General features: G+C 42.8%; 18 protein-coding genes. 12 read left to right on the top strand and 6 right to left on the bottom strand.

The window, feature by feature from the left end; all coding sequences use genetic code 11:
- Positions 1–62: 62 nt before the first annotated feature.
- Entirely contained in the window at positions 63–875 is an 813-nt protein-coding gene (locus MKX35_RS24805; protein WP_076298600.1) for a MerR family transcriptional regulator, read from the top strand.
- A gap of 203 nt (positions 876–1,078) precedes the next feature.
- A complete protein-coding gene (locus MKX35_RS24800) occupies positions 1,079–3,016 on the top strand; it encodes an FAD-binding protein (protein WP_076298599.1) in 1,938 nt (645 codons plus the stop codon).
- 80 nt (positions 3,017–3,096) lie between these two features.
- On the opposite strand, the gene MKX35_RS24795 is transcribed toward MKX35_RS24800, so the two are convergent.
- Entirely contained in the window at positions 3,097–3,513 is a 417-nt protein-coding gene (locus MKX35_RS24795; protein WP_076283253.1) for a MarR family winged helix-turn-helix transcriptional regulator, read from the bottom strand.
- A gap of 136 nt (positions 3,514–3,649) precedes the next feature.
- Between MKX35_RS24795 and MKX35_RS24790 the strand changes: the two genes are divergently transcribed.
- Entirely contained in the window at positions 3,650–4,108 is a 459-nt protein-coding gene (locus MKX35_RS24790; RefSeq protein WP_076298598.1) for a DUF2798 domain-containing protein, read from the top strand.
- A gap of 92 nt (positions 4,109–4,200) precedes the next feature.
- Positions 4,201–8,292, top strand: coding sequence for a choice-of-anchor I family protein (locus tag MKX35_RS24785; protein WP_143759324.1), 4,092 nt, complete (start codon positions 4,201–4,203; stop codon positions 8,290–8,292).
- A 73-nt stretch (positions 8,293–8,365) separates the two neighbouring features.
- Here MKX35_RS24785 and MKX35_RS24780 read toward each other — a convergent pair whose 3' ends face one another.
- A complete protein-coding gene (locus tag MKX35_RS24780) occupies positions 8,366–9,295 on the bottom strand; it encodes a MerR family transcriptional regulator (RefSeq protein ID WP_076283252.1) in 930 nt (309 codons plus the stop codon).
- Positions 9,296–9,530: 235 nt separating this feature from the next.
- On the opposite strand from MKX35_RS24780, the gene MKX35_RS24775 reads away from it, so the two are divergent.
- Positions 9,531–11,324 carry a methyl-accepting chemotaxis protein gene (locus MKX35_RS24775; protein WP_076298597.1) on the top strand — a complete coding sequence of 598 codons (1,794 nt, stop codon included), beginning with the start codon at positions 9,531–9,533 and terminating at the stop codon, positions 11,322–11,324.
- A 360-nt stretch (positions 11,325–11,684) separates the two neighbouring features.
- On the opposite strand, the gene MKX35_RS24770 is transcribed toward MKX35_RS24775, so the two are convergent.
- Both MKX35_RS24770 and MKX35_RS24765 read right to left on the bottom strand, forming a co-directional pair.
- Positions 11,685–12,572, bottom strand: a complete 888-nt coding sequence (locus MKX35_RS24770) for an NAD-dependent epimerase/dehydratase family protein (protein ID WP_076298596.1) — start codon at positions 12,570–12,572, stop codon at positions 11,685–11,687.
- Positions 12,573–12,992: 420 nt separating this feature from the next.
- A complete protein-coding gene (locus tag MKX35_RS24765; RefSeq protein ID WP_341044448.1) occupies positions 12,993–13,907 on the bottom strand; it encodes an RNA polymerase sigma factor in 915 nt (304 codons plus the stop codon).
- Between the two features lie 116 nt (positions 13,908–14,023).
- Between MKX35_RS24765 and clpP the strand changes: the two genes are divergently transcribed.
- Together clpP and MKX35_RS24755 are read left to right on the top strand one after the other, a co-directional pair.
- The gene (gene clpP, locus MKX35_RS24760) at positions 14,024–14,605 is read left to right on the top strand and encodes an ATP-dependent Clp endopeptidase proteolytic subunit ClpP (protein ID WP_076298594.1); all 582 of its coding nucleotides are present in this window, start codon (positions 14,024–14,026) and stop codon (positions 14,603–14,605) included.
- A gap of 18 nt (positions 14,606–14,623) precedes the next feature.
- Positions 14,624–14,833 (top strand): hypothetical protein, encoded by a 210-nt coding sequence (locus MKX35_RS24755; RefSeq protein WP_231573413.1) that lies wholly within the window; start codon positions 14,624–14,626, stop codon positions 14,831–14,833.
- A gap of 39 nt (positions 14,834–14,872) precedes the next feature.
- Here MKX35_RS24755 and MKX35_RS24750 read toward each other — a convergent pair whose 3' ends face one another.
- Positions 14,873–15,868: a LacI family DNA-binding transcriptional regulator gene (locus tag MKX35_RS24750; RefSeq protein WP_256716226.1), complete on the bottom strand. Its 996-nt coding sequence runs from the start codon at positions 15,866–15,868 to the stop codon at positions 14,873–14,875.
- Between the two features lie 272 nt (positions 15,869–16,140).
- Between MKX35_RS24750 and MKX35_RS24745 the strand changes: the two genes are divergently transcribed.
- A complete protein-coding gene (locus MKX35_RS24745; protein ID WP_076298626.1) occupies positions 16,141–17,862 on the top strand; it encodes a glycoside hydrolase family 13 protein in 1,722 nt (573 codons plus the stop codon).
- Positions 17,863–17,930: 68 nt separating this feature from the next.
- Here MKX35_RS24745 and MKX35_RS24740 read toward each other — a convergent pair whose 3' ends face one another.
- Positions 17,931–19,817, bottom strand: a complete 1,887-nt coding sequence (locus MKX35_RS24740) for an LTA synthase family protein (RefSeq protein WP_076298592.1) — start codon at positions 19,815–19,817, stop codon at positions 17,931–17,933.
- Positions 19,818–20,169: 352 nt separating this feature from the next.
- Here MKX35_RS24740 and MKX35_RS24735 point away from each other — a divergent pair, with 352 nt between their 5' ends.
- From MKX35_RS24735 to nspC, 4 genes are all read left to right on the top strand, one after another.
- Positions 20,170–21,660 carry a stalk domain-containing protein gene (locus MKX35_RS24735; protein WP_076298591.1) on the top strand — a complete coding sequence of 497 codons (1,491 nt, stop codon included), beginning with the start codon at positions 20,170–20,172 and terminating at the stop codon, positions 21,658–21,660.
- Positions 21,620–21,910, top strand: a complete 291-nt coding sequence (locus tag MKX35_RS24730) for a hypothetical protein (protein ID WP_076298590.1) — start codon at positions 21,620–21,622, stop codon at positions 21,908–21,910. The genes MKX35_RS24735 and MKX35_RS24730 overlap by 41 nt, the downstream gene beginning before the upstream one ends.
- Before the next feature lie 293 nt (positions 21,911–22,203).
- A complete protein-coding gene (locus MKX35_RS24725; RefSeq protein WP_042126167.1) occupies positions 22,204–23,403 on the top strand; it encodes a saccharopine dehydrogenase family protein in 1,200 nt (399 codons plus the stop codon).
- Between the two features lie 9 nt (positions 23,404–23,412).
- Complete coding sequence (nspC, locus tag MKX35_RS24720) at positions 23,413–24,549, top strand: carboxynorspermidine decarboxylase (RefSeq protein ID WP_042186699.1); 1,137 nt, start codon at positions 23,413–23,415, stop codon at positions 24,547–24,549.
- Positions 24,550–24,575 lie beyond the last annotated feature (26 nt).

The raw sequence follows: 24,575 nt of genomic DNA, 5'->3' as shown, positions 1-24,575 counted from the left end.
TGGTCCTTCTGTGTATCATTTCATGTGGCTGGGTATGCATGATATGGATGGAGGGACATCAGTTGAAATATTGCATAGGGGAATTTGCTTCCATTCTCGGTGTGACTGCGGATACGCTGAGGTTATACGAGAAACATGATATTGTTAGACCCACTAAAGATAACAGCAATAATTACAGATATTTTAATGATTTAGATGCAAGAGATTTGCTTATGAGTAGATGGTACAGAAGTATGGGAATTCCATTACCGGAAGTGGCAAACCTCATGAAGGAGTCTTCTTTAAAGCAAGTTATGGGTAGGATGCAAGAAACAGCGTTGAATTTAGAAGAAGAGATCAAGCAGAAGACGATGCTGCTTAATAAGATGAATGAAATTCATAAAGAACTCAGGGGATTAGAGTCCTCTTTATATACGTGTAAACTTAAACAACTGCCAGGTATGTACAGACTAAAGCAAACGGATAAGAATGCATTAATAAAAAATGATATGGTTAAAAGCTTGGTCAACACTTGGATGGATTTACTTCCTTATGCATTTTATTCTTTTAGAATTGAAGATACAGATAACTTTGTCAGCGAAAACAATAATTTTGATTACAGCTGGGGCCTTACCTTACTAGAGGAAGAAGCGCAAAAATTCGAAATGGATAGCGAAGAATATGCAGAGTATATTAGCCCAAGTCATTGTATCTCAGCTACCATATTATGTCCGGATGAAAAATATATCACGAAGAACTCTTTGCAGTTCATGATCGACTATATCGAGGCTAATCATTATGCCATAGCGGGAGATGTGGTCGGGAAATTATTGCTTACTGAGAAAATCGAAGGCCAGAATAGATCTTATTTGGAAGTGAATATCCCAATCCAATAGCTTCTCTTATTAAACATCTGCTCTTTGAGCGGGTGTTTTTTTCTAGTTGGACAAAAAGTATACATTGACCTTGGTGCTGCACCAAGGTTTACACTTCGGTATATAGCCTGTCGGATTACGTTGTTGATTAACAATTAAGTTTGTGAAAATTATCACGTTTTCAGTTTCAGGTTATAAGATTTTAGACACTGGGGGAGAACAGAATGCGTAACAGAAATTTCGTCAAGAAAATGCTCATGTTATCTTTTTGTATGGTGCTGATCGTTTCCATGCTGAGCGGATGTACGGGAAATGGGGAGTCGGCTAATTCGTCGTCATCGTCCTTTAAAGCGGGTACGTTCACTGGGGAAGCGGAAGGTAAAGAGGGAATTATTAAGGTAGAAGTAACTATGGATGAGCCCGATAAAATTAAAGATATTAAGATTGTAAGCCAATCGGAAACAGGGGGCCTAGGCGATAGCGCACTTGAAAAAATGAAAGAACAAATTCTAGAAGGACAAACCTTGGCGGTTGATGCTGTTAGTGGTGCCAGTCTTTCCAGTGAAGCCATGCTTGCCGCTGTAGAGGATGCCGTAACCAAAGGTGGAGGTAATCTTGAAGTCCTCAAAGCTGGAGGTGTCAAAAAAGCCGGTGAAGGGAAAACAGAAAAACTGGAAACCGACGTTGTTGTAGTGGGCGCTGGAGCATCCGGTGTATCTGCGGCGGTTACAGCAGCTGATAAAGGTGCGAAGGTTATTATTATAGAAAAAACTGGTGTCATCGGGGGAGCAAGTAATCTGTCTTGGGCAGGTAAGTTCTACAACTCCTCTGCTGCTACTAGTAATAATCTAAAAGTAAATGTGGAAAAAGAAATTGCAGATTGGATTGTCAACAATCACTGGAGAGTGGATGCAGCAGCGATTAGACAATATGTTACTAAATCCGGTGAAACTTACGATTGGTTAGCCGAAAAAGGATATAAAACTAGCTTCCTGAACTTCTTCGGTGAACAATTACATGTGCTGCCGGCTTATGAAACCCGTGAAGAGACCCTTCGGAAAATGTTGTCCGAATCGGTTGAACAACATGGCGGACAAGTGATCACAGAAACGACTGCCAAGAAGCTGATTACGAATGAAGCTGGAGAAGTTACGGGAGTAGTCGCTGAGAAAGCAGACGGTACAACGCTAGAAATCTCAGCGAAGAGTGTCATAATGGCAACGGGTGGTTATGCTGCAAATAAAGAGATGGTTAAAGAGGCTTTTGGTTTCGAAGGGGTTAACGGTGGATTAGGACAAAACGTAGGGGAAGGTCTCGAAATGGCATGGGAAGCTGGAGCTAAGGTACCGGACAACTTCGGTGGACAAATGCTTCACCAAACATTAGCTAGAGCAACACAAGGCCTAATAGCACAATATGAGCCTTTTGAAGCAAGTTATCCACTAATGCTGACTTATCTTCCGAATTTCATGAATGTAGGTACTTCTGGCGCAAGATTCAGAGATGAAGCAGCGACTCTAACTTCGGTTGCAGCAGCGAATACAAGTGCATTTAATGGACCCTATCATATGGTTATTGTCTCGAAATCCCAATTGGAAGCACTTCAGACCAAAGGAATGAACGGTGTTCATGCACCAAGTCTTCCAGGAATGCCACCGGAATTCTATGCTGAATTTACGGATCAATTTACACTTGAGAACCCTTGGGCAAATGTCGGGAAAGTATTTGATTCGATGGTGGAGAACGGAGATGGCTTCAAAGGAAATACGATTGAAGAATTAGCTACGAATGCAGGAATGGATGTTGACGTGTTTGTAGAAAATTACAATAGTTATAAAGAAGCGACAAAAACTGGTGTTGACTCTGAATTTGGTAAAGCTGCTGAGTATTTAGAACCTATGGGTGAAGAAGGTCCATATTATGCAATCATTGCTGAAATCAATAACTTGGGTTCTGTTGGGGGCTTGCTAGTAAATACAAAGTTCCAAGTTCTGAATGATAAACGGACGCCAGTGAAAGGATTGTTTGCTGTAGGTCTTGAATCTGAAGGCGTGTTGTTTAACGATACTTATGTTGGAAACGGCGTTGGTATTGGGTACTCCTTTACCTCGGGTCGTCTTGGCGGGGAGAGCGCGGCAAAGAGTGCTTTGAAAGCTAATTAACGACAATTTCCCGGAAAATAATTGAAGATTTTTAAAGACGCAGAGTGGAGAGCCCTGCGTCTTTTTTTTTTTGCTGGAGCTTAGAGCCATTCCTCTTTTAACAAAGATTTGAGATGCTCTACGTTTGCTGCCCCAAGCTTGTTAGCGATTCTTTGCTCTAATTCGATTTTGGTGATCATCATTCTTTGATTGCATTCGATACCCTTCTGGGTAAGAATGATGTTTTTGTCACGTTGATTTCCTTTGACCTCCACGGCTTCTACATAGTTGCGGGATAACAGTCCTTGAATACTTTTATGCGTACCCTGTCTTGAAATATGAATAATTCTACTGATTTCCGAGATCGTGAGCATTTGATGTGTTTCAAGAACTGCTAGGATATGGGATTCAGTCTTATTAATTTGATCCGGGTCTTGGTCAGTCACTATTTTACGTAGGGCTAGATGTTTCTCACTAAGTAAATCAATAAGATTCATTTCTTGCAGATGGTTATCCATGTGAACACTCCTAAATCATCGCTCATTATCCAAGTATAAGTCATTTGTATTCATTGTCAACTTGGTTGACTTAGTTGGAATGGCTGTGATATTGTAATCCAGGTTGACAATACTGAAAGATAAAAGGAGCTTGAAGATGGGAAGAAACAAAAAAGAAGCATTATTATTTACATTCATCATGTGTGCTTTGATGGTGCTGGGTATGAGCATTTACAATGTAGCGCTGATGGAGGGCTGGTCAGGTACGTTAGTTAAAGATGTGATCATCGGCTACATACCTGCGTTTGTAGTTGCATTTATTCTGGATGTCTTTGTTGTAGGGAAAGTTGCGAAAGGGATCGCACATAAGCTGGTAAAAGAGAATGATCCGATGATCAAAAAAATCATGTTCATCTCCTTTTTTATGGTGACCGGAATGGTGCTGTTTATGTCCTTCTATGGCGCAGTTCTTCATGTAGGGTTCACCTCAGAACTACCGATGGCTTATCTGTCTGCGATAGGTAAGAATTTCATTGTTGCACTTCCACTGCAAATTCTATTAGTCGGGCCTCTTACACGATTTATATTTGTGAAAATTACTCCTGCTACTGCATAGAGAATGTTTACATCACCATTACGCAAATCTGCAGGTTAGGTAATACTATTACTCTATATTGATAGAAACTATCAATAGGAGTGAAAATCTACTTGAAACCCACAGGTAAAGCTATTGTTTCTCTTATGCTAACAGCTGAGATGTTGTTAGGTTCCGCTTGGATGGCAGGTCCAGCAGTGGCTGCATCCGTTCAATCAGGTACGCCTTATACGGCAGACGGTCAATACCATGTGAAGATTCCTCATATTATTGTTAATCAAGTTTATGGTGGGGGCAACACTGCCGATGCATCAGGTGGATTTTTCTCGAAAGGTTACATTGAATTATATAACCCAACCGATTCCGATGTGAGTTTAGTAGGTTGGTCTGTACAATATTCGGATCCTAAGCTCGCTGGACAATGGAGCAAGTTGGATTTGAACGGAACCATTAAAGCTCATTCTTCTTATCTCATAACCGATGATGCCAACAACAAGGATCACAAAAACGATATCAGTGCCAAAGGCGATCAGTCCTGGCCGGGGATGTATTTTAATAACAAAGGCATGAAGGTTGTTCTGCTAAGCAGTACAGACTTGCTGCAGGTTGTGAATCCATTTCAAACAATGTCAAGTAGTTACGTGGACATGATTGGTGTAGCAGCAAATGATGATAATGCTAAGATAGATGGATACGAGACGGACTATCCTACGGGGAAAGCGGAAGGTACTTCTAAACAAAAGTCCGTTCGACGCGTTGATTTCGTAGATTCAGACAACAATAAAGCAGATTTCAAACAGATTAGCTTTGATGCCTTAGATGCTTCAGCTTTGGCCTTGGCAAAGCCACATAACAGCGCAGATGGACAATGGGGAATAAATGTAGGCGATCTTGGCATCGCAACTCAGAATCTTTCAGAAGCAAAACTCGGATCGCCTTATTCGGTAACATTGTCCGTTTATGGGGGAGTACAACCTTATTCTTTTGAAGCTACGGGTTTACCGGACGGACTATCACTGGATGCAGCATCTGGGAATATTAGTGGAACTCCTACGAAAGTAGGGGCGGCCACCGTAAGTATCGCAGTGTATGACAGTTCGACACCCCGGAAGAAGACAGAAGCTATAGTGCCACTGAATGTGGCGGAAGCCGCAGCACCTTTGACTCCAGATCTACTTAGTGTAACTAAGATCGGCGGATATGCTGTAGGCGTGACCAATAAAGATGGCGGCGTGGCGGAGATCGTGAAGTTTAACCGTGATAACGGCAAGTTCTACCTCGTTAATGGTTCATCTCACCCTGCAACAGTCGATATTGTGAATCTCAAGGACCCTTCTAATCCGCAAAAAGAATATAGTATTAATGTAGAACAGCTATCCGAAGTGGATGGATTTACATACGGAGACCTGACGAGTGTAGATATCAACACCGCTACTAAACGGATCGCTGTAGCCATTCAAGAAGAAGATGCTATGAAGAACGGTAAGGTTCTTGTACTCGATTATGATGGTAAAATGTTGGCTTCTTATGAAGCTGGAGTACAACCGGACATGGTGAAGTATACCGATGATGGCCGTTACATTTTGACAGCGGACGAAGCTGAACCACGCACGACTGTCGGTGATCCTGAAGGTAGTGTAACGATCATTGATACGCTCAAGGACACTTCGATTCAGGTGAAGTTCGATAACCCTGATGTAATTGACGATCTTGTCCATATTCGTGGAGTAGCTGATCCGGTAACTAAACAGATTACGGGCAAAGGCGAAAAAAAGGATGCGATACGTGATCTGGAGCCGGAGTTTGTGGTGCTTTCTGATGACCAGACCATTGCTTATGTAGCGCTTCAAGAGAATAATGCTATTGCTGCCATCGATATTGCCTCCAAGCAGGTTCTATGGGTTAAAGGATTAGGTTTCAAGGATTTAAGCCTTCCTAACAATGCTCTGGACCTGGTAAAAGATAATAAAGTGAATTTAGAAAATGTTCCATTCTTCGGTACGTATATGCCTGATGGTATAGATCAGTACACGGTCGGAGGTAAAACTTATCTGTTCACGGCCAACGAAGGTGACGCAACGGAATGGGATAGTAAAGTGAACGTGAGCTCAGTCAAAAAAATGAAGGGCTCATTAGATCCGGAATCAGATGCGGCTAAGTTTCTGAATAAAAATAAAGATAAATATGATAGTGTAGAAGTTATGTCTGACATGGGCAATGATGGAATTTACTTGTACGGTGGCCGTTCATTTTCCATTTGGGAAGCAGATTCTATGGAACAGGTCTACGATAGTGGCAGCGACTTTGAAAAGATTACCGGAGAACGCCTGCCAGAATATTTCAATGCAAGCAACAGTAACACGACCATGGATAACCGTAGTACCAAAAAAGGACCGGAGCCTGAGTATGTCAAGGTAGGCAAGGTTGGACAAAAAGCGCTGGCCTTTATTGGTCTTGAGCGAATCGGTGGTCTGATGACTTATGATGTGACGAATCCAGAGGAACCGAATTTTGTGAACTATATTAATACACGTCAATTCACACCTGCGAACACCATTGAAACGGACACTGGTCCAGAAGGTATCGAATTTATTTCGGCAACATCAAGCCCGACTGGATTGCCATTAGTACTCGTAGCGAATGAAGTTGGTGGTACTGTGGCCATTTATCAATTGAATGTATCGAAGGTAACACTGAATCGGACTTCTTTGTCATTGAAGGTTGGCGAAGCTTCAGCAACGCTTGAGGCTAGCGTAGTTCCTACTGAGGGTGGATCGAATGTGGTAACTTGGAGTTCTTCGAATCCAAGTGTTGCTTCCGTTGATAACAACGGAAAGGTCACTCCCTTGGCAAAGGGAACAGCGGTTATCTCCGCCTATAGCGGAGATGGTTATGGTGTAGCTGAATCTACTGTGACCGTATCCGCAGCAGATCCGGTGATTTCAAATCCGGGACCTGGTACAACGGTAACGACTAAAGATCCAGTTAAACAGGCGACAACACCAGCTGTAACCACAGAAGGTAATAAGATTATCGTAGAGGTTAAGGCTTCAGCGGATGCAGAAGGTAAGTTAGTTGCCTCCGTTACTTTGGATATGGTTACAGAGGGACTTAAGTCTCTGGCGAATAATGCTAATGGTCAGTTGATATTCCGCTCTAAGGTTGATGCAGCTTCAGGTGAAGTTCTACTTAACTTCCCATCGAGTGCTTTTGCGGCACTGACAGGTAGTACTGCAAAGTCAGTTGTATTTGAAGCAGGAGCTGGTACGATAACGTTGGATCGTAATGCACTCTCGGCTGTGCACACAGCAGCAAAGGGTGAGGACATTAAGCTGTCCATCGGCAGTGTGGACACGGATGGGAAAGGCAAAGCTCAGGCTGTGGTTGGCAGTCGTCCAGTAATAAACCTGGCGATTTCCGCTGGCAGTCAGCGTCTCTCTAACCTAGGTGCTGGTTTTGCGACAATAACAGTGCCGTATACACTAGGAGCAAATGAAGATGCTAATGCAGTCGTAGCTTATGATTTGACGAATGCGGGGCAAGCGGTTGTACTAGCAGGCAGTAGCTATAACGCAGCAAAGGGACAACTGAATTTCCAAACTTCACAATTCTCCACGTATGCAGTAGGGTACAACAAAGTGAGCTTCTCTGATATTGGCAGCAGCTTTGCTAAAGATTCTATTACGTATTTGGCAGCTCGTGATGTAATTACCGGCATTGGTGAAGGTAAGTTCGGAGCTAAGAGTCAACTAACCAGAGCAGATGTTACCTTGCTCCTAGCACGATTGGCTGGTGTTAATCTGGGCGCAGAAGGAGCAGGAAACTTCACAGATGTTAAGGCTGACGATTATTATGCGGCAGCGGTAGCGTGGGCTAATCGCAAGGAAATTGTTACCGGAGTAAGTGATGGACAGTTCAATCCTCGGGCAAATGTAACTCGTGAGCAGCTCTCTGTCATGATCGTGCGATTAGCGAAAGCTATGAACTGGACATTGCCTGTAAGTGGCGACAGTTCAGCTTTTGCGGATCAGAAGTCGATAAGCTCTTATGCTCTTGAAGCAGCCGCAGCTGCTCAGCAGGCAGGAATTATTTCAGGCAAGCCTGTTGCAGAAAGTACGGGGCTTAACTTTGCTCCAAAAGATACAGCGACTCGTGAAGAAATAGCTCAAATGTTAGCGAAGCTGTTAAAGCTGAGTCAATCATAAGCGATCATCATATTTTTTGATGATAATAAAAACGCTCTCCAATGCCATGATGGGCAAAGGAGAGCGTCTTGTTTTATGCTCTCTTTTTTACAGGTTCGAGCAGATTTAATACATACTCATTTCCGCTGCCTTTGGGACTATCGTTACGGATATGCTCCTCAAGACATAATCTTGAATCGTGGTCAGCTTGATAATCAGGGTTATTATCCAAAAAACTCATCAGTGCTTGCCATGAGCCGTAGATATCATCACTGCTTTCCGTCATCGCATAGAGACCGCCGTCGAACCGCATCTCTTTAAGGTGGCTTGGTATTTCTACATTTTCAGGAATGGAGGCACAGAATCCATAGCCATAAGGGTTATTCTCACCACTAGGATGCGGATTTGTATTCCCGCCAAATAAACGTGCCGTCCCCAAGAGGTGTTTAACTTCCAACCATTCCAAGACAGGTAGCATAGCTTCATCCTCTGGGGATGTACTGACTGCAATGTTATAAGCAAATCTCATAGTTGGAAGTGTAATGAATCTTACATGGATAGGTGGAGAGTGTTTAATTGTTGTCATAGATAGAACCTCCTCATTCTCATTCAAATCATCCAATGTATTGCATGATTCTTCATTCAGCTCTAATAACAAATGGTTAGTTATGGACTCCTCCGTACGTGCGGATATTAATTGTAATAAGAAGCGGATTTCGCGATCTTTTTGTGTTAGCTTGGATTTCTCATTATGAATTGAAGCGGATTGCTGAAGAAGTGTTTCATACAAGGACTGTACGGACATGTTCTTTAGAACGGTTCCGATATCTTTAATACTAATATCAAGCTTTCTTAATAATGCAGTGATTTGAATGGCAAGGATTGCGTGCTCATCATAAATTCGCCAACCCGAGCTAGCCTCACGGTGACTTTCAAATAATCCTTGTGCTTCCCAGTGACGCAACGTCCGACTCGTCAGTCCGATTTGCGTAGAAAGCTTATCAATGGTCACAAATCCACTCATAGACAACTCCCGTTCTATTGATTGATAAGGCGCCCTATGAGAAGTATTTTAGCACTTAACGTTACGTCAATTGCAATAGGATAGTTGTGAACGTGTACTCGACAAAATTTACATTTCTCATACAAAACTGTGTCCGGTATTTAATGTACAGCTTCTACAATTTAGATATTAGTAAAAAGTACCTATTGCCATATGAGGCTTTATACGGAGGATGATATTGTTGAAGGCTAGGTCTATGCATCTATCAATGAAGTGGAAGTTGATCTTGAGTTTTTCTGCCGTGGTACTATTCTTTCTAGGGGTAGCGCTATACCAAAACTATAAAATCAATCAAGTAGAAATCTCTATGGAAACACAAAAAATGGAGATGGAAAAAAGAATTACAGTATCCACCATTACTCAACTGCTTCAAGAAATGAACAGTGTGGAGACCTCTCTAGCGGGTTCTAGCGATTTAGAGTTTACCCAACCTTTTAAGGACAAGCAGACAAAGCTAATGGAAGAATTGGGTAAAGTGAAGTTTGAAGCAGATTCGCCAGCGTCTAAGGAGTTAGAACAGTTACATAATCAAGTTGGAGGATATACAGGCTATTTTGACGGATTAGTGAATACCCTAAAGGATGAGCAGCTTGATCCCATGGCCGTTCTGGAACGAATTGATGAATTACATACGAAGGCATTGGCTATGAATAAAGCTATGCTGGAGACCAATGAGAAACTATATACAGCAGCAGCAGAGAACGCAGAGAAGGCTCAAGACTATTCTTTTGATTTGTTAAATCTGACTAGTTCTATGGGGGCTTATGCAGCAATACTAGTATTCATTTTCACACTTATTATTGCTGTGATGCTTATTCATTCCTTCCTGAACCCTATAAATAAGCTGCAAGATGCTCTACGTAAAATTGCTGAGGGAGATTTGCGGCAGCAGATTAATTCGCCATATAACGATGAGCTAGGAAGTCTGAGTCATCATTTCGACCATATGGTGTTGCGGGTACGAGAAATGCTTCAGCAGACCCAATCGGTAGCTTCTTCGCTTGCGACTTATTCGCACTCTTTTCAACAATCTTCATCGATTACCGCTCATACGAACCAAGAAATCGTAAGCACAATACAGGAAATCTCTGTAGGCGCTGAGCAGCAAGCCGGACAATCGGAGCAGAGCGCAAGCTTGATTCAGGAATTGGAACGGGAAGTTCATGAAATTACGGAATATACCGAGGTTATGCTCTCGACAAGTCAAACGGCTAATCACAATACTAGAAAAGGTTCCGAGGCCGTCATCGCTTTGCGCGAGGTATCAGAGCACTCACGTGAGTCTGTGAATAAAGTATATCTTGCTTTAACCAAATTGAGCGACCAATCGAAGGATATCTCCAGAATTACCAAATCGATCACAAACATTTCAAACCAGACCAACATTCTCTCACTAAATGCAGCGATTGAAGCAGCGCGGGCGGGAGTTTATGGGAAGGGCTTTGCTGTCATAGCAGATGAAGTGAGACAATTATCTGATCAGACCAAAGAGTCCTCCGTACATATCAGTCAGATTATTAACGAGCTGCAAGCAGGGATGGATGAATTTCAGCAATATATGCTGGAGACCAAAGGAAATTTTGAAGAGCAGGATCAAAAAGTGGCAGAAACGTTGTCGTCTTTTGAAGCGATAGATCAGTCGATCGTTGAGATTAGTAAGCAGATTGGGCAAATCCATGACAAGGTAGATATGACACAGACTATGAATCGTAGACTCGCAGAGTCTGTTCACAACGTGGCTGCCATTGCTGAGGAAACTGCGGCAGGGGTTCAGGAGGTGAATGCCTCTAGCGTACAACAGGACAACGCGATCCACGACATTGCCCGCCAAGCTGTTGAGATTAATGAGATTTCGCAAAAATTATTCAAGGAAATCAACGTCTTCAAGATTAATTCGGACATAGTAGACGAGATTATCGCTGGGGATGACAGTGACTCACCTGGCGCTGAAACGCCTGAGGAGCGCTCTTATTTGACAATCTCCGCATAGGTAGGGAGAGGTTTGCTTCTTGATCGGATGCACACATATAGGGAGTGACTTGATTTGCTAGTTCTGTAATGTTAAAAGGTAGCTAAGAGGGAGACTTCTGGTTGCCTTTTTTGTGGTTAGTTGTATTTAATGCAGCTATTAAAGTTTGTGTTTTCTGCTATGAGTGTTTAATTGCACTTAGTGCAATTATTTCTACGAGAATTGGCTGTTAGTGGTGTTTAGCTAGATTTTAATTGCACAAAATACAACTAAAGTTGAACCTAAGCCTGATTGGCCTGATTTAGTTGTATAGAGTGCAATTATTTAAATATTCGCAGAGGTTTTGTCGTTTAGATAAATGAGGGAGGATGAGGGCGTATATTACTCGTAGGTTTTGTTCAGAGAGCTAACTTGTTCTGGGAGCCAGTTCTTTAGATTGAGAAACTTGTACCCCGCCGACCGGGCTTTTGTCGTATCCATAAACCAGGATTGTTCAATTCCGAAGGGTGACATATGCTCGTCTGCGGTTTGCTTCTGGATGATGGCGTGTTTCTCTGTTTCTTCTTCAATCATTGTGAGAATATCCTTAATTCTAACCGTACCGTCTGAGCAAGCGTTGAACGGTCCTGTCATAGTAGAGCTACAGCCTAGCCAATATAGGAAATCAGCAGCTTCATCCGAACGGATAAAGGAGATATGTGCTTCGGGATTCGGTATACCAATAGGCAACTCATTACGGACATGCTCAATATGAAAATGAAGTCTTCGCGTATAATCATCTATTCCCAGCACAATTGGAAAGCGAACCGTGGCGACTGGAAAGCTAGCCTGCTGCATGAAGACGGCTTCCGCCTGTCTTTTTCCTTCTTGATAGGTGAAATCATTTCGCCCTCCGTGGCGGATAGGGTAAGTTTCAGGATCGAAAATGTCCTCGGTCAGCGCTTCTTCACTGAAATCATAAACGGATAAACTTGAGGTGAGGATATACCGTTCCGTTTTACCATCAAAAATCCGGCGTGCCTGATCCGCTTCGTCCGGTGAATAACAAATATTATCGAACACGACATCCCATAGTGTATCTCCTACCGCCTGAGCGAGCTCGTTTGCTTGGAAACGGTCCGCATGGATACGGTGAACGTGATCTCCAAAGGAATCGCTAGTTTCCCCGCGTGTAAGTATTGTTACGTCGTTTACGGAATCTTGTAGCAATCGTTCAACTAACCTTTTTCCAAAAAAGCGCGTGCCGCCTAAGATAAGAATTTTCCTCATTAGATATCACTCCTAACTAACATTAATGTTTATTTATAAGTCTAATTAAAGGTTTCCATAGAAAGCAGGGGAATTGTACCTTAAAGAGTGATGAGTGGTGATGAATGAAGCATAAAGATATGTGAGGAGATTTCATTAGTGTGATTGTACTTTGTGCAATAGAATTTAAACTATATAGGACATAATTTGATTCTATTGCACTTTATACAATCAAAAGATGAGAAATCGACTTAAAAGTCACTTTTATTAAGAATCTATTGCAGATAGTGCAGTAGATTCGTTTTTGACCTAACTCACAAAACATACCTATCTCATCAAACTCACACTTTTCAAAACTAATATTTGTTCGGTTATAACGTAACGTAATGTGCTTCATTTGGCTAAGCTTACTCCAGTATTACGAAATAGCGTCACGAAAGACTAAGCCACCATCCGCATTCCTGGCTCGGAATAGTTCCAGCCCATAGAGCTGAATCCGCCAGATTGGAAAGGTTGAACGCTTTGGAAGCTCTGGAAGTTTTGGCTGGACACGGCCATTACAGTTTCTTGACTTTCATCTGCAAGGACAAGCTCAATCAACTCGGCGATTTGTCCTTGTTCATAGGCGGATGCAAGACGATTCAAGGCAATCTGTAGTTCCGTCTCCTGCAGTATGGAGGGGCCGTTAGATTGAAGAAGCTCTTGTCTGACTGCAGGGAGGGCTTGGCGGGCTCGATGCAGAGCAGCTTTGATGGCTCCTTCTGTGGTGTCGAGGATTTCGGCAGCTTCGCTTCCGGAGTGCTCGAATACATCGCGGAGCAGGAACACTGCTTGCTGCAGTGGAGACAGATGCTTCTGTAAGGCTTGAAAAGCAGCCTCAATCTCAAATAAACCATACTCTGCTGCTTCCTCTGTCCGTGGTTGATCCATTTCCAGCACTCGTGACAACGTGGCTTTTCGCCGCATAATATCTGTCCAGGTATTTCTGGCAATCCGCAGGAGTAGCGCCTCAGGATTCGGATGATTCGTTAGCGAGCTGAAATTCGTACGACTTGTATGTTCTGAATTATTGTTCATTTGACTTGTATCGTTCATATCGCTCTTCAGCTTCGAATGTTTGGAAGTCTTCATATAGCCCAGTGCTTTGACCCACGTATCCTGAGCCAAATCTTCGGCTTCCCACGGGGATTGTGTCAGTGTAAGGCAATACCGCTTCAGGGCCATTTGCAAAGACGTGGTATGATTCTCATCCGGTTCATGGCCGGCGCTAAGCTTCTCAAGGCTGGTCACTCTGCATAACCCCTTTTCCGGTAAAGTGCTTTCGGTTACTTCTAATAATAAACGAATGAGCTCCAAATTAAGATACGCAATAATAAAAATAATATTTTGCCCGCTTAACGTATCCTATCCATAGACTAATCCGTTTACAGGGTAGATTTCAAATAAAATAAACGGATGGAGGTCGCATACGCATGGCGTACATTCCTTATGTCATTGAACAAACGAATCAAGGGGAAAGATCCTACGATATTTATTCGCGGCTCTTAAAGGACCGAATTGTGTTTGTAGCGGCGGAGATTGAGGATCAATTAGCGAATAGTGTTGTTGCCCAATTGCTGTTCTTATCAGCTGAGGATCCAGATAAAGATATACACATGTATATCAATAGTCCAGGGGGCTCCGTAACAGCGGGATTAAGTATTTATGACACAATGCAGCTCATTAAACCGCAAGTAAATACGATCTGCACAGGTATGGCGGCTTCCTTTGGTTCACTTCTATTGTTAGCTGGGGCTAAAGGTAAACGTTATGCGCTGCCGAATAGTGAGATTATGATTCACCAGCCACATGGTGGTGCGCAGGGGCAGGCCAGTGATATTGCGATTAGAGCCAAACGTATTTTGAAGCTACGGGAAGTGCTTGTCCAGATTACAGCGGACCGAACCGGACAGACGGTGGAGAAGGTACAACAAGACATGGATCGGGATTATTTCATGTCAGCCGAGGAAGCAGTGGAGTACGGGATTATCGACAAAGTTATCACAAATCTGTAAGTCGAAGGAGTGAAGTGAATGATGCTGGAAGCTTTGCAGGGCAAAGAGGTAACCATTTATTTTGTAGATGGCTCTAACGCTAGAAAAGGCATTTTGGAAACGGTAACTGAGAAGTTTATCAAATATCGGACAGAATTTGAGGAGCTTTATATTCCCATGACTTCCGTCTGTTCCATCACACTAGATACTAAAGGACGGGAACGCGCCCGTGTAGGATTTACACAATAACCATTATCAGATTTAAAAATAGGGTTAGGGAAGCTTTCCCTAACCCGTACTTTCACGAATTGCCAAATAATGAGCTACATTTGCATGATGCTGAATACCTGTCTCCCCTTTAATCAGCTTGATTAAAGTTCGGGTAGCAGTCATTCCAATCTCCGTTCCAGAGTATTCCACCGAGGACAGCTTGGGACGAACGACAGAAGCGATAAAGCTATTATCGAATCCGAACACCGCAACATCCTCTGGCACCCGAATACCGTTATCAATCAGAAAATTCATCGCCCCTACAGCTATCCAATCTGTGGAGCAAAAAACCGCAGTAGGTAGCTCCCCGCTATCCTTAATCCGGCGCATAGCGTCACTTCCATCTTCTACGGCCATTCCACTTTCTACTACCCATTCTTCTCTTAAGGTAATGCCTGCATCCATAAGCGCTTGTTGATAGCCGCGATATCGATCGCCACCCACTGCATTATCTCCAGATACCCGGATCATGCCGATACTTCTATGTCCTTTTTGAATCAGATAAGTAACGGCTTCATAGGAGGCGGTAACATTATCCAGATGGACAGAAGGGATCGAATCAATCTGAGATTGTTCTCCAACTAACACGCAAGGTGACCCGGATTTCTGGATAATCTCCAAATGCTCCTTACTCGGAACCGAGCCTACATATATATAACCCTCAGTCCCCATATGGTGGAATAAGTTCAAATAATGAAGTTCACTATTAACACTTCCGTCTGTTAACCCGACCAAAACATCATAACCATATAGCTCGGCGAGATCACGTATGCCAATATTGAAATCATCAAGCACGGTATTACTGTTCTGCGGAATAATGACACCAATCAGAGGTGTATCCGATCTACCTGCATCTGAACCGATGACATTAGGGCGGTAATTCATTTGTTTCATGGCTTCCAATACACGCTTACGAACTTCCTCGTTTACCGGTTTGCTGTTATTGACAACCCTTGAAACGGTAGCTATTGAAACGTCAGCCATTTTGGCTATATCTTTAATTTTTACCTTCAAGAATATCACCATAACTTTCCAATCTTGTATTCGTTCTAGAATATATTGCAAGCATATCACGGATAGCTTCAAGAATCCAAAAGATTGTTATTGACCGGGAAAATAAAAGATCCTATAATGATCGCATAGGAAAATAATTTCCTTAAATAAACCCTAAATAGATAGTATTTTAGTCGATAATCTTAAGTTTTATTATGAAAATCACTAATTCGTGAATTAAATAGGAAAATATTTTCCTAAGAGGGTATATGAATACGAAGGAGCTGCATACATTGAACAGAACATGGTGGAAAGAAGCCACAGCGTATCAAATTTACCCACGGAGCTTTATGGACAGCAATGGCGATGGTGTTGGAGATCTGCGGGGAGTCATCTCAAAACTTGATTACTTACAGGACCTTGGCATCAATGTCATTTGGATCTGTCCTATTTATAAATCCCCGAACGATGATAATGGATATGATATTTCGGATTACCAGGATATTATGGCGGAGTTCGGCAGTATGGCTGATTTCGATCAGCTATTAAGCGAGGTTCATGCACGGGGTATGAAGCTGATTCTGGATCTTGTCATTAACCATACTTCTGACGAACATCCTTGGTTTGTAGAAGCACGTTCCAGCAAGGACAATGCGAAACGCGATTATTATATTTGGAGAGATCCTAAGGACGGAAAGGAACCGAATAACTGGGAGAGTATTTTTAGCGGTTCGATCTGGGAGCTTGACCCTGCTACAGAGCAATATTTCATGCATGTCTTCTCCAAAAGACAGCCTGATCTCAACTGGGAGAATCCTGAAGTGCGTCAGGAATTATACGGTATGGTCAATTGGTGGCTAGATAAAGGGATCGACGGCTTCCGAGTGGATGCTATTTCACATATTAAGAAAATTCCAGGTCTTCCTGATCTGCCAAATCCAGATAATCTTCCGTTCGTTTCGTCCGGCGCGGGTCATATGAATCGGGAAGGAATTCACGATTTTCTTCAGGAGCTGAAACAGGAAACATTTGATCGTTATGACATTATGACCGTTGGTGAAGCGAGTGGTGTTAGTGTCGATCAAGCGGAAATGTGGGTAGGCGAGGAGCAGGGCAAATTCAATATGATTTTTCAATTCGAGCATTTAGCTCTTTGGAATAAGAGTGTTACGGGTGGCTTGGATGTTCTGCAGCTGAAATCAGCACTTTCCCGCTGGCAAAAAGGTCTTGAGGGTAGAGGCTGGAATGCATTATTTATCGAGAATCATGACCAACCACGTTCAGTTTCCACTTGGGGAAATGATGGCGAGTATTGGAAGACATCGGCCAAATCGCTGGCTACAATGTATTTCCTAATGCAAGGAACACCGTTTATTTATCAAGGTCAAGAAATTGGGATGACTAATGTACGATTTGATTCCATGGATGATTATGATGATGTGGCGATGAAGAACCTGTATCGTTTAGAGACAGAAGCCGGAAAATCACATGAAGAAGTCATGGAGGTTATCTGGAAGAACGGTCGCGACAATTCTAGAACGCCAATGCAATGGGATGACTCTGAGAACGCTGGTTTCAGTAGCGGCAAGCCTTGGATGAAGGTCAATCCTAATTTCACGGAGATTAATGTGGAGCGTGCGAAGCAGGACCCTGATTCCATCTACCATCATTATAAAAAGCTAATCGCACTTCGGGCCGCTAATCCTATTACCGTTTATGGAACCTATGATTTGATCCTGCCTGAAGATGAACGAATCTACGCTTATACTCGTACACTTGGCAATGAGAAATTGCTGGTCATGTCAAACCTGACTTCAGAGGAAGCGCTGTTCGACCTTCCGTTTGATTTGGAATTTGACTCCAGTGAGTTGCTGTTGAATAACTATGAAGTTGACCCTGCCGAGAAGATCGAGACAGTGGCATTACGCCCTTACGAATCTCGTGTGTATATGCTGGTTAACGCACCTGTAGAGCAAGAGGCAATTCTTGAGAGTGTGCCTGCAACAACGGTTTAATTATTTTAATAAACGCAAGAATGCCCCTCGGCCAATGGCTGAAGGGCATTCTTTTTATTAAATATCAATTATTTGCTCTGTTCGCCATCATCCGTAGAAGATAAATCCGGCCGTTGCAGAATATAACTATTAGACATATTCAAGAGCCGCTGAACGGCATCAAATTGCGCTTGTGTCGAACCGCCCTCAGTTTCAGAACCGTCGATTAGGTTATAGTTATTTCCATCATCGTAATCGACACCAGTCAAGTACAAGCTTGTGTCATTAATAAAAGAACCAGTAGGAAGAAAATGTCTAACAGGTAGCAGATTGGTCTGCTGATTCATCAGATCTTCTCCGAAGTGGAGCTGGTCCTTCATAGAAATCCCTAACAGATTAGCTACAGTTGGTAAGATGTCAATCTGACCGCCAGTTTGGGTATACACAGTAGGTTGGTTTATGCCCGGGGCATGAACGATGAAAGGAACGTTGAACATATCGGTATATCCATACTCGTGTCCGACCATTTCCTCCATTAATGATTTCTCATTGCCGTCAAGGGAATACAGGGATACACCTTGATGATCTCCGTAGAAGACAATCACGCTATCGTCCCATAACCCGCTGGACTTCAGTTCGTCTAGAAATTGTCCCATGGCGTAATCCGCATAATTTTGGGCTAAAACATAGTCGCCGACTAAGGTCCCTTCGTACCGTTTAGGCAACGTCATTTTAAATTTAGATTCTGGCATTTTATAAGGGTGATGAGCACTCATAGAAATGACCATCGCGTAAAAAGGATCGTCTTTAGCATCCATTTTGACTAATTCAGGAACGGTCTTGGCATACAGCACCTCATCAGAAGATCCAAATGCGATATGATCATCATCTCCATAGAAGGACTGATCGTAGTATTTATCAAAGCCTAGCACCTTGTATAAGGTTTTGCGGTTCCAGAACTCCACGCTGTTGGTGTGAAAGGTGGCCGTATTGTATCCATTAGCTTTCATCAGCTTGGGCAGGCTCGGAAGCTCCTTAGTCATATAGTTGGACGAAGTGGCTACTTCGTGATGAGGAACATATAGCGAGGTGTTCACTACAAATTCAGCATCCGATGTTGTTCCTTGCCCCGCATTTGTATAGAAGTTATTGAAATAATGTTCGCTTGAAATAAGTTTATTTAGATTGGGAGTTACTTCCTGTCCGTCAATGCTTAAGCCAAGTAGGAAATTCTGAAAAGATTCCATTTGCACTACAATGAGATTTTTACCTTGAGCCGCTGCCCAATACTTTGGTGAGACTGGCTCCGTAATTCCCTTTGTAGCGTCCACAGACTGCTGCGTAATTTCTTTGCTGTCGATCATTTCTTTCTTTTCTGTGGTGTCGGCAAAAATGGTATATACCTCGTAATTGAGAATCCCCATACGCTCTGCCTTTTTGTTCTCGTTCATACTGGCATGATTCGGCCAAATATTAAAGACACATATCGCAAGTGAAACACTGATGATCCCAAGTAAGGCGGTTCGGTTCATACGCCGGTTCATGCCTCTTTCTTTCCAGATCGCAATATATTTGGGACGGAACATAAAGAACATGAAGACTACAATATCCACAAAAATGAACAAATAGTAAGGATCCAGCAAGGAGTATGTGCTTTCTCCGACCTTGGTTACCTTATCTGCCTGTTCCAAAGCATGGTAAGTAGCAATTACGCCGTAATACTTGTAATACATCAGGACGGCAAAATAAATCACTGAAATTAATAAGTTCGCAATCATGTAATACAGAAACTTCCGTTTGGAAGCCATCCACTCAATGAGTCCAAAGACGATAAAGAAGAACGGGATCTCTGTGAGCAGCATGCTCCAATTAGGGCCGTCACTAAATACTACGAACCAGGCCACTGCGCATTTTAAGAGCAGGATGAAGCTAAAAATTAGAAAGGGCTTATTTTTTATTTGAAAATCTTTTTTCACTCGTAATCATCCTCTCTGGTGCAAAACACACTAAAATCCTGCATAACTCTGTATGTTGTGGGAATCCGTTGCAATATGCCGATGCTTATTATGCTCTTGAAGTTTTAGTGTGTCAAAAGACGGACGAGAGACCTAGAGCGCAGCAACAAGCGATTTATGCCATATAAACAGTTAAAATCAGCTTCAATCCTAAACTACAGGTTAAAGCGTATAAATTGATTTGAAAAATTACAGTTTCTCGCAACTTTACATAATATTCCACAGTCTATATAAGAAGATTGAATACAGTGGGGGTCTCTATTGTTGCAGATCAACAGTTTGACCCTACCGATTCTAAAAGGAGTGATCTTAAGTGGGAAGACAAATTTCAAGCATTAAAATTCAGATAAGACGAATAGGTATTGTAGTTGTTGGGGCAGCTATTATCCTAGCTACAGCCTCACCATTATTCGTAAGAGCGGAAAGTGTTGTGAATTTCCCGGATGAAAAGAAGTTATTGTCTGGCATCACAGGACTGGATGCGGGGGATAGAAGCGCTTATGCCATCACTGCGGATGGAACAGCCTGGGCTTGGGGTGGTGGATACGGCTCTATTGGTAATGGGGCAACCACACCAGCGTATACTCCAGTCAAAATGCGCATCGATCATGTTAAGCAAGTTTCAGGTGGCTACCGTCATAATTTGATGTTGAAAGATGATGGAACAGTGTGGGCAGTAGGGGGGAACGAACATGGACAACTTGGCACTGGAGCGCAGTCCTCGACAGTCCTTCTAGAGCCGGTTCAAGTGAAGGGGCTAACGGATGTGATTTCTGTTTCAGCAGGAGACACATTTAGCTTAGCGCTTCGCAAAGACGGAACGGTATGGGCGTGGGGAGGCAATGAGCAAGGAGAACTCGGTGATAATTCGGGGAAAAACGGGCTAACACCGGTGCAGGTGAAAGGACTACCCTCCATTTTAGCTATAGCTGCAGGATCGAATAATTCAGTGGCACTTGGGAACGGCGGAGAGGTGTGGGTATGGGGCTCATCTAAAACTAGAGGCATTAAAAAGGATGCGGTTCTAAAGCCTACCCTACTTAAAGGCGGCGGGGAGTATAGAGCTGTTGATACTGATGGGTGGAATGGAGTAGCTTTGAGATGGGATGGTACCGTTTGGTTATGGAATAATTACACAGATATGAATCCGGGTGGAACTTTACAGCCGATTCAGATTCCAGGACTCACTGATGTCGTATCGATGACAACGGACTCTGCTGTAAAAGCCGATGGAACCGTATGGCAGTGGAGAGTTGGCGATAAGAATAAGATGAATGTTAAACAGATTAGTGGTATTCAAAATGCAGTTTCGATTACCAGCGGGAACAGAAATCATTATGTGCTCTTAAAAGACGGTCATGTTCTTGCATGGGGAACGAATGAATTTGGACAGACTGGGTTGGGGGTTAGAGATTTTATGATTGACACGCCTCAGCCAGTGAAGAAATCGATACAGGTCCTGTTGAACAATAGTGAAATGGATCTGACTATGCCTCCTTTACTGCTCAACAATTCTACTTACGTTCCTTTAAGAGGAATATTTCAGCAAATGGGAGTGGATGTACGTTGGGACGTTCCTTCGAGATCAGTTATTGCCGTGAAGGAATCTACATCTACTACGCTGATCTTAAATTCGATTAATGGACAAACGACAGTGAATGGAAAAGTAATAGCCACAGATCAAAAGCCAGTCTTTATTAATGATAGTGTATATGTACCTTTAAGATTGGTGAGTGAAATGTTAGGCGCTAAGGTAGAATGGGATGCCGAAGCTTACGCTGTTCAAATCCATTCAAACCAATAAAAAACAGCTCGAAATTCTTAATCATGATGCTGATGAATATTGGATCAATGGGACAACGTATAATAACCCCAATGATCATTCAATTAGGATCTTGAAACGGATGGGCATAGGAACAACGGTAATATTGGGACAAAAACGGGTAAGAGTATACATTACGGCCCTCTTTATATTCATTGCAGTGCTGTTGATCGGAACTGGTGAATGGCCGTTCAGGATGCCACTGAAACTGAACGTCTCTACGCGGAGTTGAAAGGGTGGTGAGGTTTCTCATTGAGTTTAAAATAAACGTATGAAGTAGCCCCCTCTTGTGATAGAATAATCTAGTTGTCCAAGTTTCCGGAAATTTACTCCATTCCAGCGATTTTCATTAGATATATAGGTGGATAATCGAGGAAATATGAGCATTCAAGAGTATTAACAAGAATCCTTGAAGATTTTACACAATAAACATCAATTTTTGTCGGTTTTTATTGATTTATTCAAAAATATTATGTATAATCAGCCTTGTTGATTTTGCAAATGGAATTTTAGGAGGTTTTTATTTTGGGAAAAGCGTTAATTATTGGCGCTGGCGGTGTTTCCAGTGTTGTTGTTCACAAATGCTGCCAGAACCCGGATGTATTTGAAGAGATCTGCATAGCTAGCAGAACTGTCGCGAAATGTGACGCTCTGAAAGATAAATTAGCCGGAGGCCGCACGAAGATTTCTACTGCTCAGGTCGATGCAGATAATACGGACGAAGTCATTGAACTGATCAAGAGCTTTGAGCCGGATGTCGTTATTAATGTCGCTCTCCCATATCAGGACCTGACAATCATGGATGCGTGCCTGGCAACAGGAGTGCACTATGTGGATACTGCCAATTATGAACCACAAGATACAGCGAAATTTGAATACTCTTGGCAGTGGGCTTACAAAGAAAGATTCGAAAAAGCAGGCCTTACCGCGTTGCTTGGTAGTGGATTTGATCCAGGTGTAACGGGCGTGTTCACAGCTTACGCTCAAAAGCACTATTTTGATGAGATTCATACCATTGATATTGTAGACGCCAATGCTGGTGATCACGGATATCCATTTGCAACAAACTTTAATCCTGAAATCAATATTCGTGAAATTACAGCCAATGGCCGCTATTTCGAGAATGGCGAGTGGATTGAAACTGCACCGCTTTCCGAGAAAAAAGTATACGATCTTCCGGAAATTGGACCAAAAGATATTTATCTTTTGTATCATGAAGAATTAGAGTCTTTGGCCGTTAACATCAAGGGTGTAAAGAAGATCCGTTTCTGGATGACCTTCTCGCAGAATTACCTGACTCACTTGAAAGTGCTTGAGAATGTGGGCATGACTTCTATCGAGCCTATCATGTATGAAGGAAAAGAGATCGTACCTCTGCAGTTCTTGAAGGCGATTTTACCGGACCCCGCTTCCTTGGGACCAAGAACAAAAGGCAAAACGAACATTGGATGTATCATCCAAGGAACTAAAGACGGAAAGCCAAAAACTTATTATGTATACAATGTTTGCGATCATGAAGAGTGCTATGCAGAGGTTGGCTCCCAAGCCATTTCCTACACTACAGGCGTTCCTGCAATGATCGGAGCGATGTTAATTATAAAAGGTATCTGGAAGAAGCCGGGCGTATTCAACGTTGAAGAGTTCGATCCAGATCCATTCATGGAAGCTTTAAATAAACATGGTCTGCCTTGGCAAGAAGATTTCTCGCCAACGCTGTTAGACTAAGGCGCGATAATGGATATAGATATCAGCGCGGTCCCGTCACCATGTTACCTTGTAGATGAAAGATTGCTTACACGTAATCTTGAGATTATGAATTCTGTACAGGAACGCACTGGAGCAAAGATTTTGCTCGCGCAAAAAGGCTTCTCCATGCATTCCTTGTATCCGTTAGTTGGGAAGTACTTGCATGGTGTAACCTCAAGCTCCTTGTTCGAAGCCAGACTTGGCTATGAAAAGATGGGCAAAGAGGTTCATGTGTACGCACCAGCTTATATAGATAGTGAGTTTGATGAGCTCCTTGGATACTCCGATCACATTGTGTTCAATTCTTTTGACCAGTGGAATCGATTCAAGGATCGCGTTAAGAATGCACCGAAGCACATCAGCTGCGGCATTCGAGTGAATCCGGAATATTCCGAGATCGAAGTTCCGCTGTATGATCCGTGCTACAATTATTCCAGAATGGGAGTAACTCTCCCTAACTTCAGACCGGAAGAGCTTGAGGGCATTGATGGACTACACTTCCATACAATGTGCGAACAGAATTCGGATACACTTGAGCGTACGCTCAAAGTAGTCGAAGAGAAGTTCGGACCTTATCTCAAAGGAATGAAATGGCTTAATTTCGGTGGCGGTCACCATATTACACGACCTGATTATGATCTGGAGACCCTGGTCAAGTGTATTCTACACATGAAAGAGACTTACGGTGTGGAAATCTATCTGGAGCCGGGAGAGGCAGTAGCTCTCAATACCGGATATCTGGTAGCTACCGTTCTTGATGTGATGCATAACGGAATGGACATTGCGATTCTCGATACCTCAGCAGAGTGCCACATGCCGGACGTACTGGCTATGCCGTACCGTCCGAACATTATCGATGCTGGACAACCTGGGGAATTTCCTTATACGTACAGATTAGGTGGAATGACTTGCCTTGCGGGAGACGTTATCGGAGATTATTCCTTCAAGGAGCCTTTGAAATACGGCGACAGACTCGTATTCCTTGATATGGCCCATTATTCCATGGTGAAGAATCATATGTTTAACGGTGTGAATCTGCCTTCTATTGTTAGTTACAATGAAGAAGAGGGAATCAAAGTAATCAAACAGTTCGCTTTCGAAGATTTCAGCGAACGTTTATCTTAAGATTAATAAAAAGGTGTCCCGTGATG

It is taken from the genome of Paenibacillus sp. FSL R5-0923 (genome assembly GCF_038009145.1).
GTDB lineage: Bacteria > Bacillota > Bacilli > Paenibacillales > Paenibacillaceae > Paenibacillus_AQ.
The sequence above is the reverse complement of the archived record's forward strand: the minus strand, read 5'-3'. Positions and strand labels throughout refer to the sequence as shown.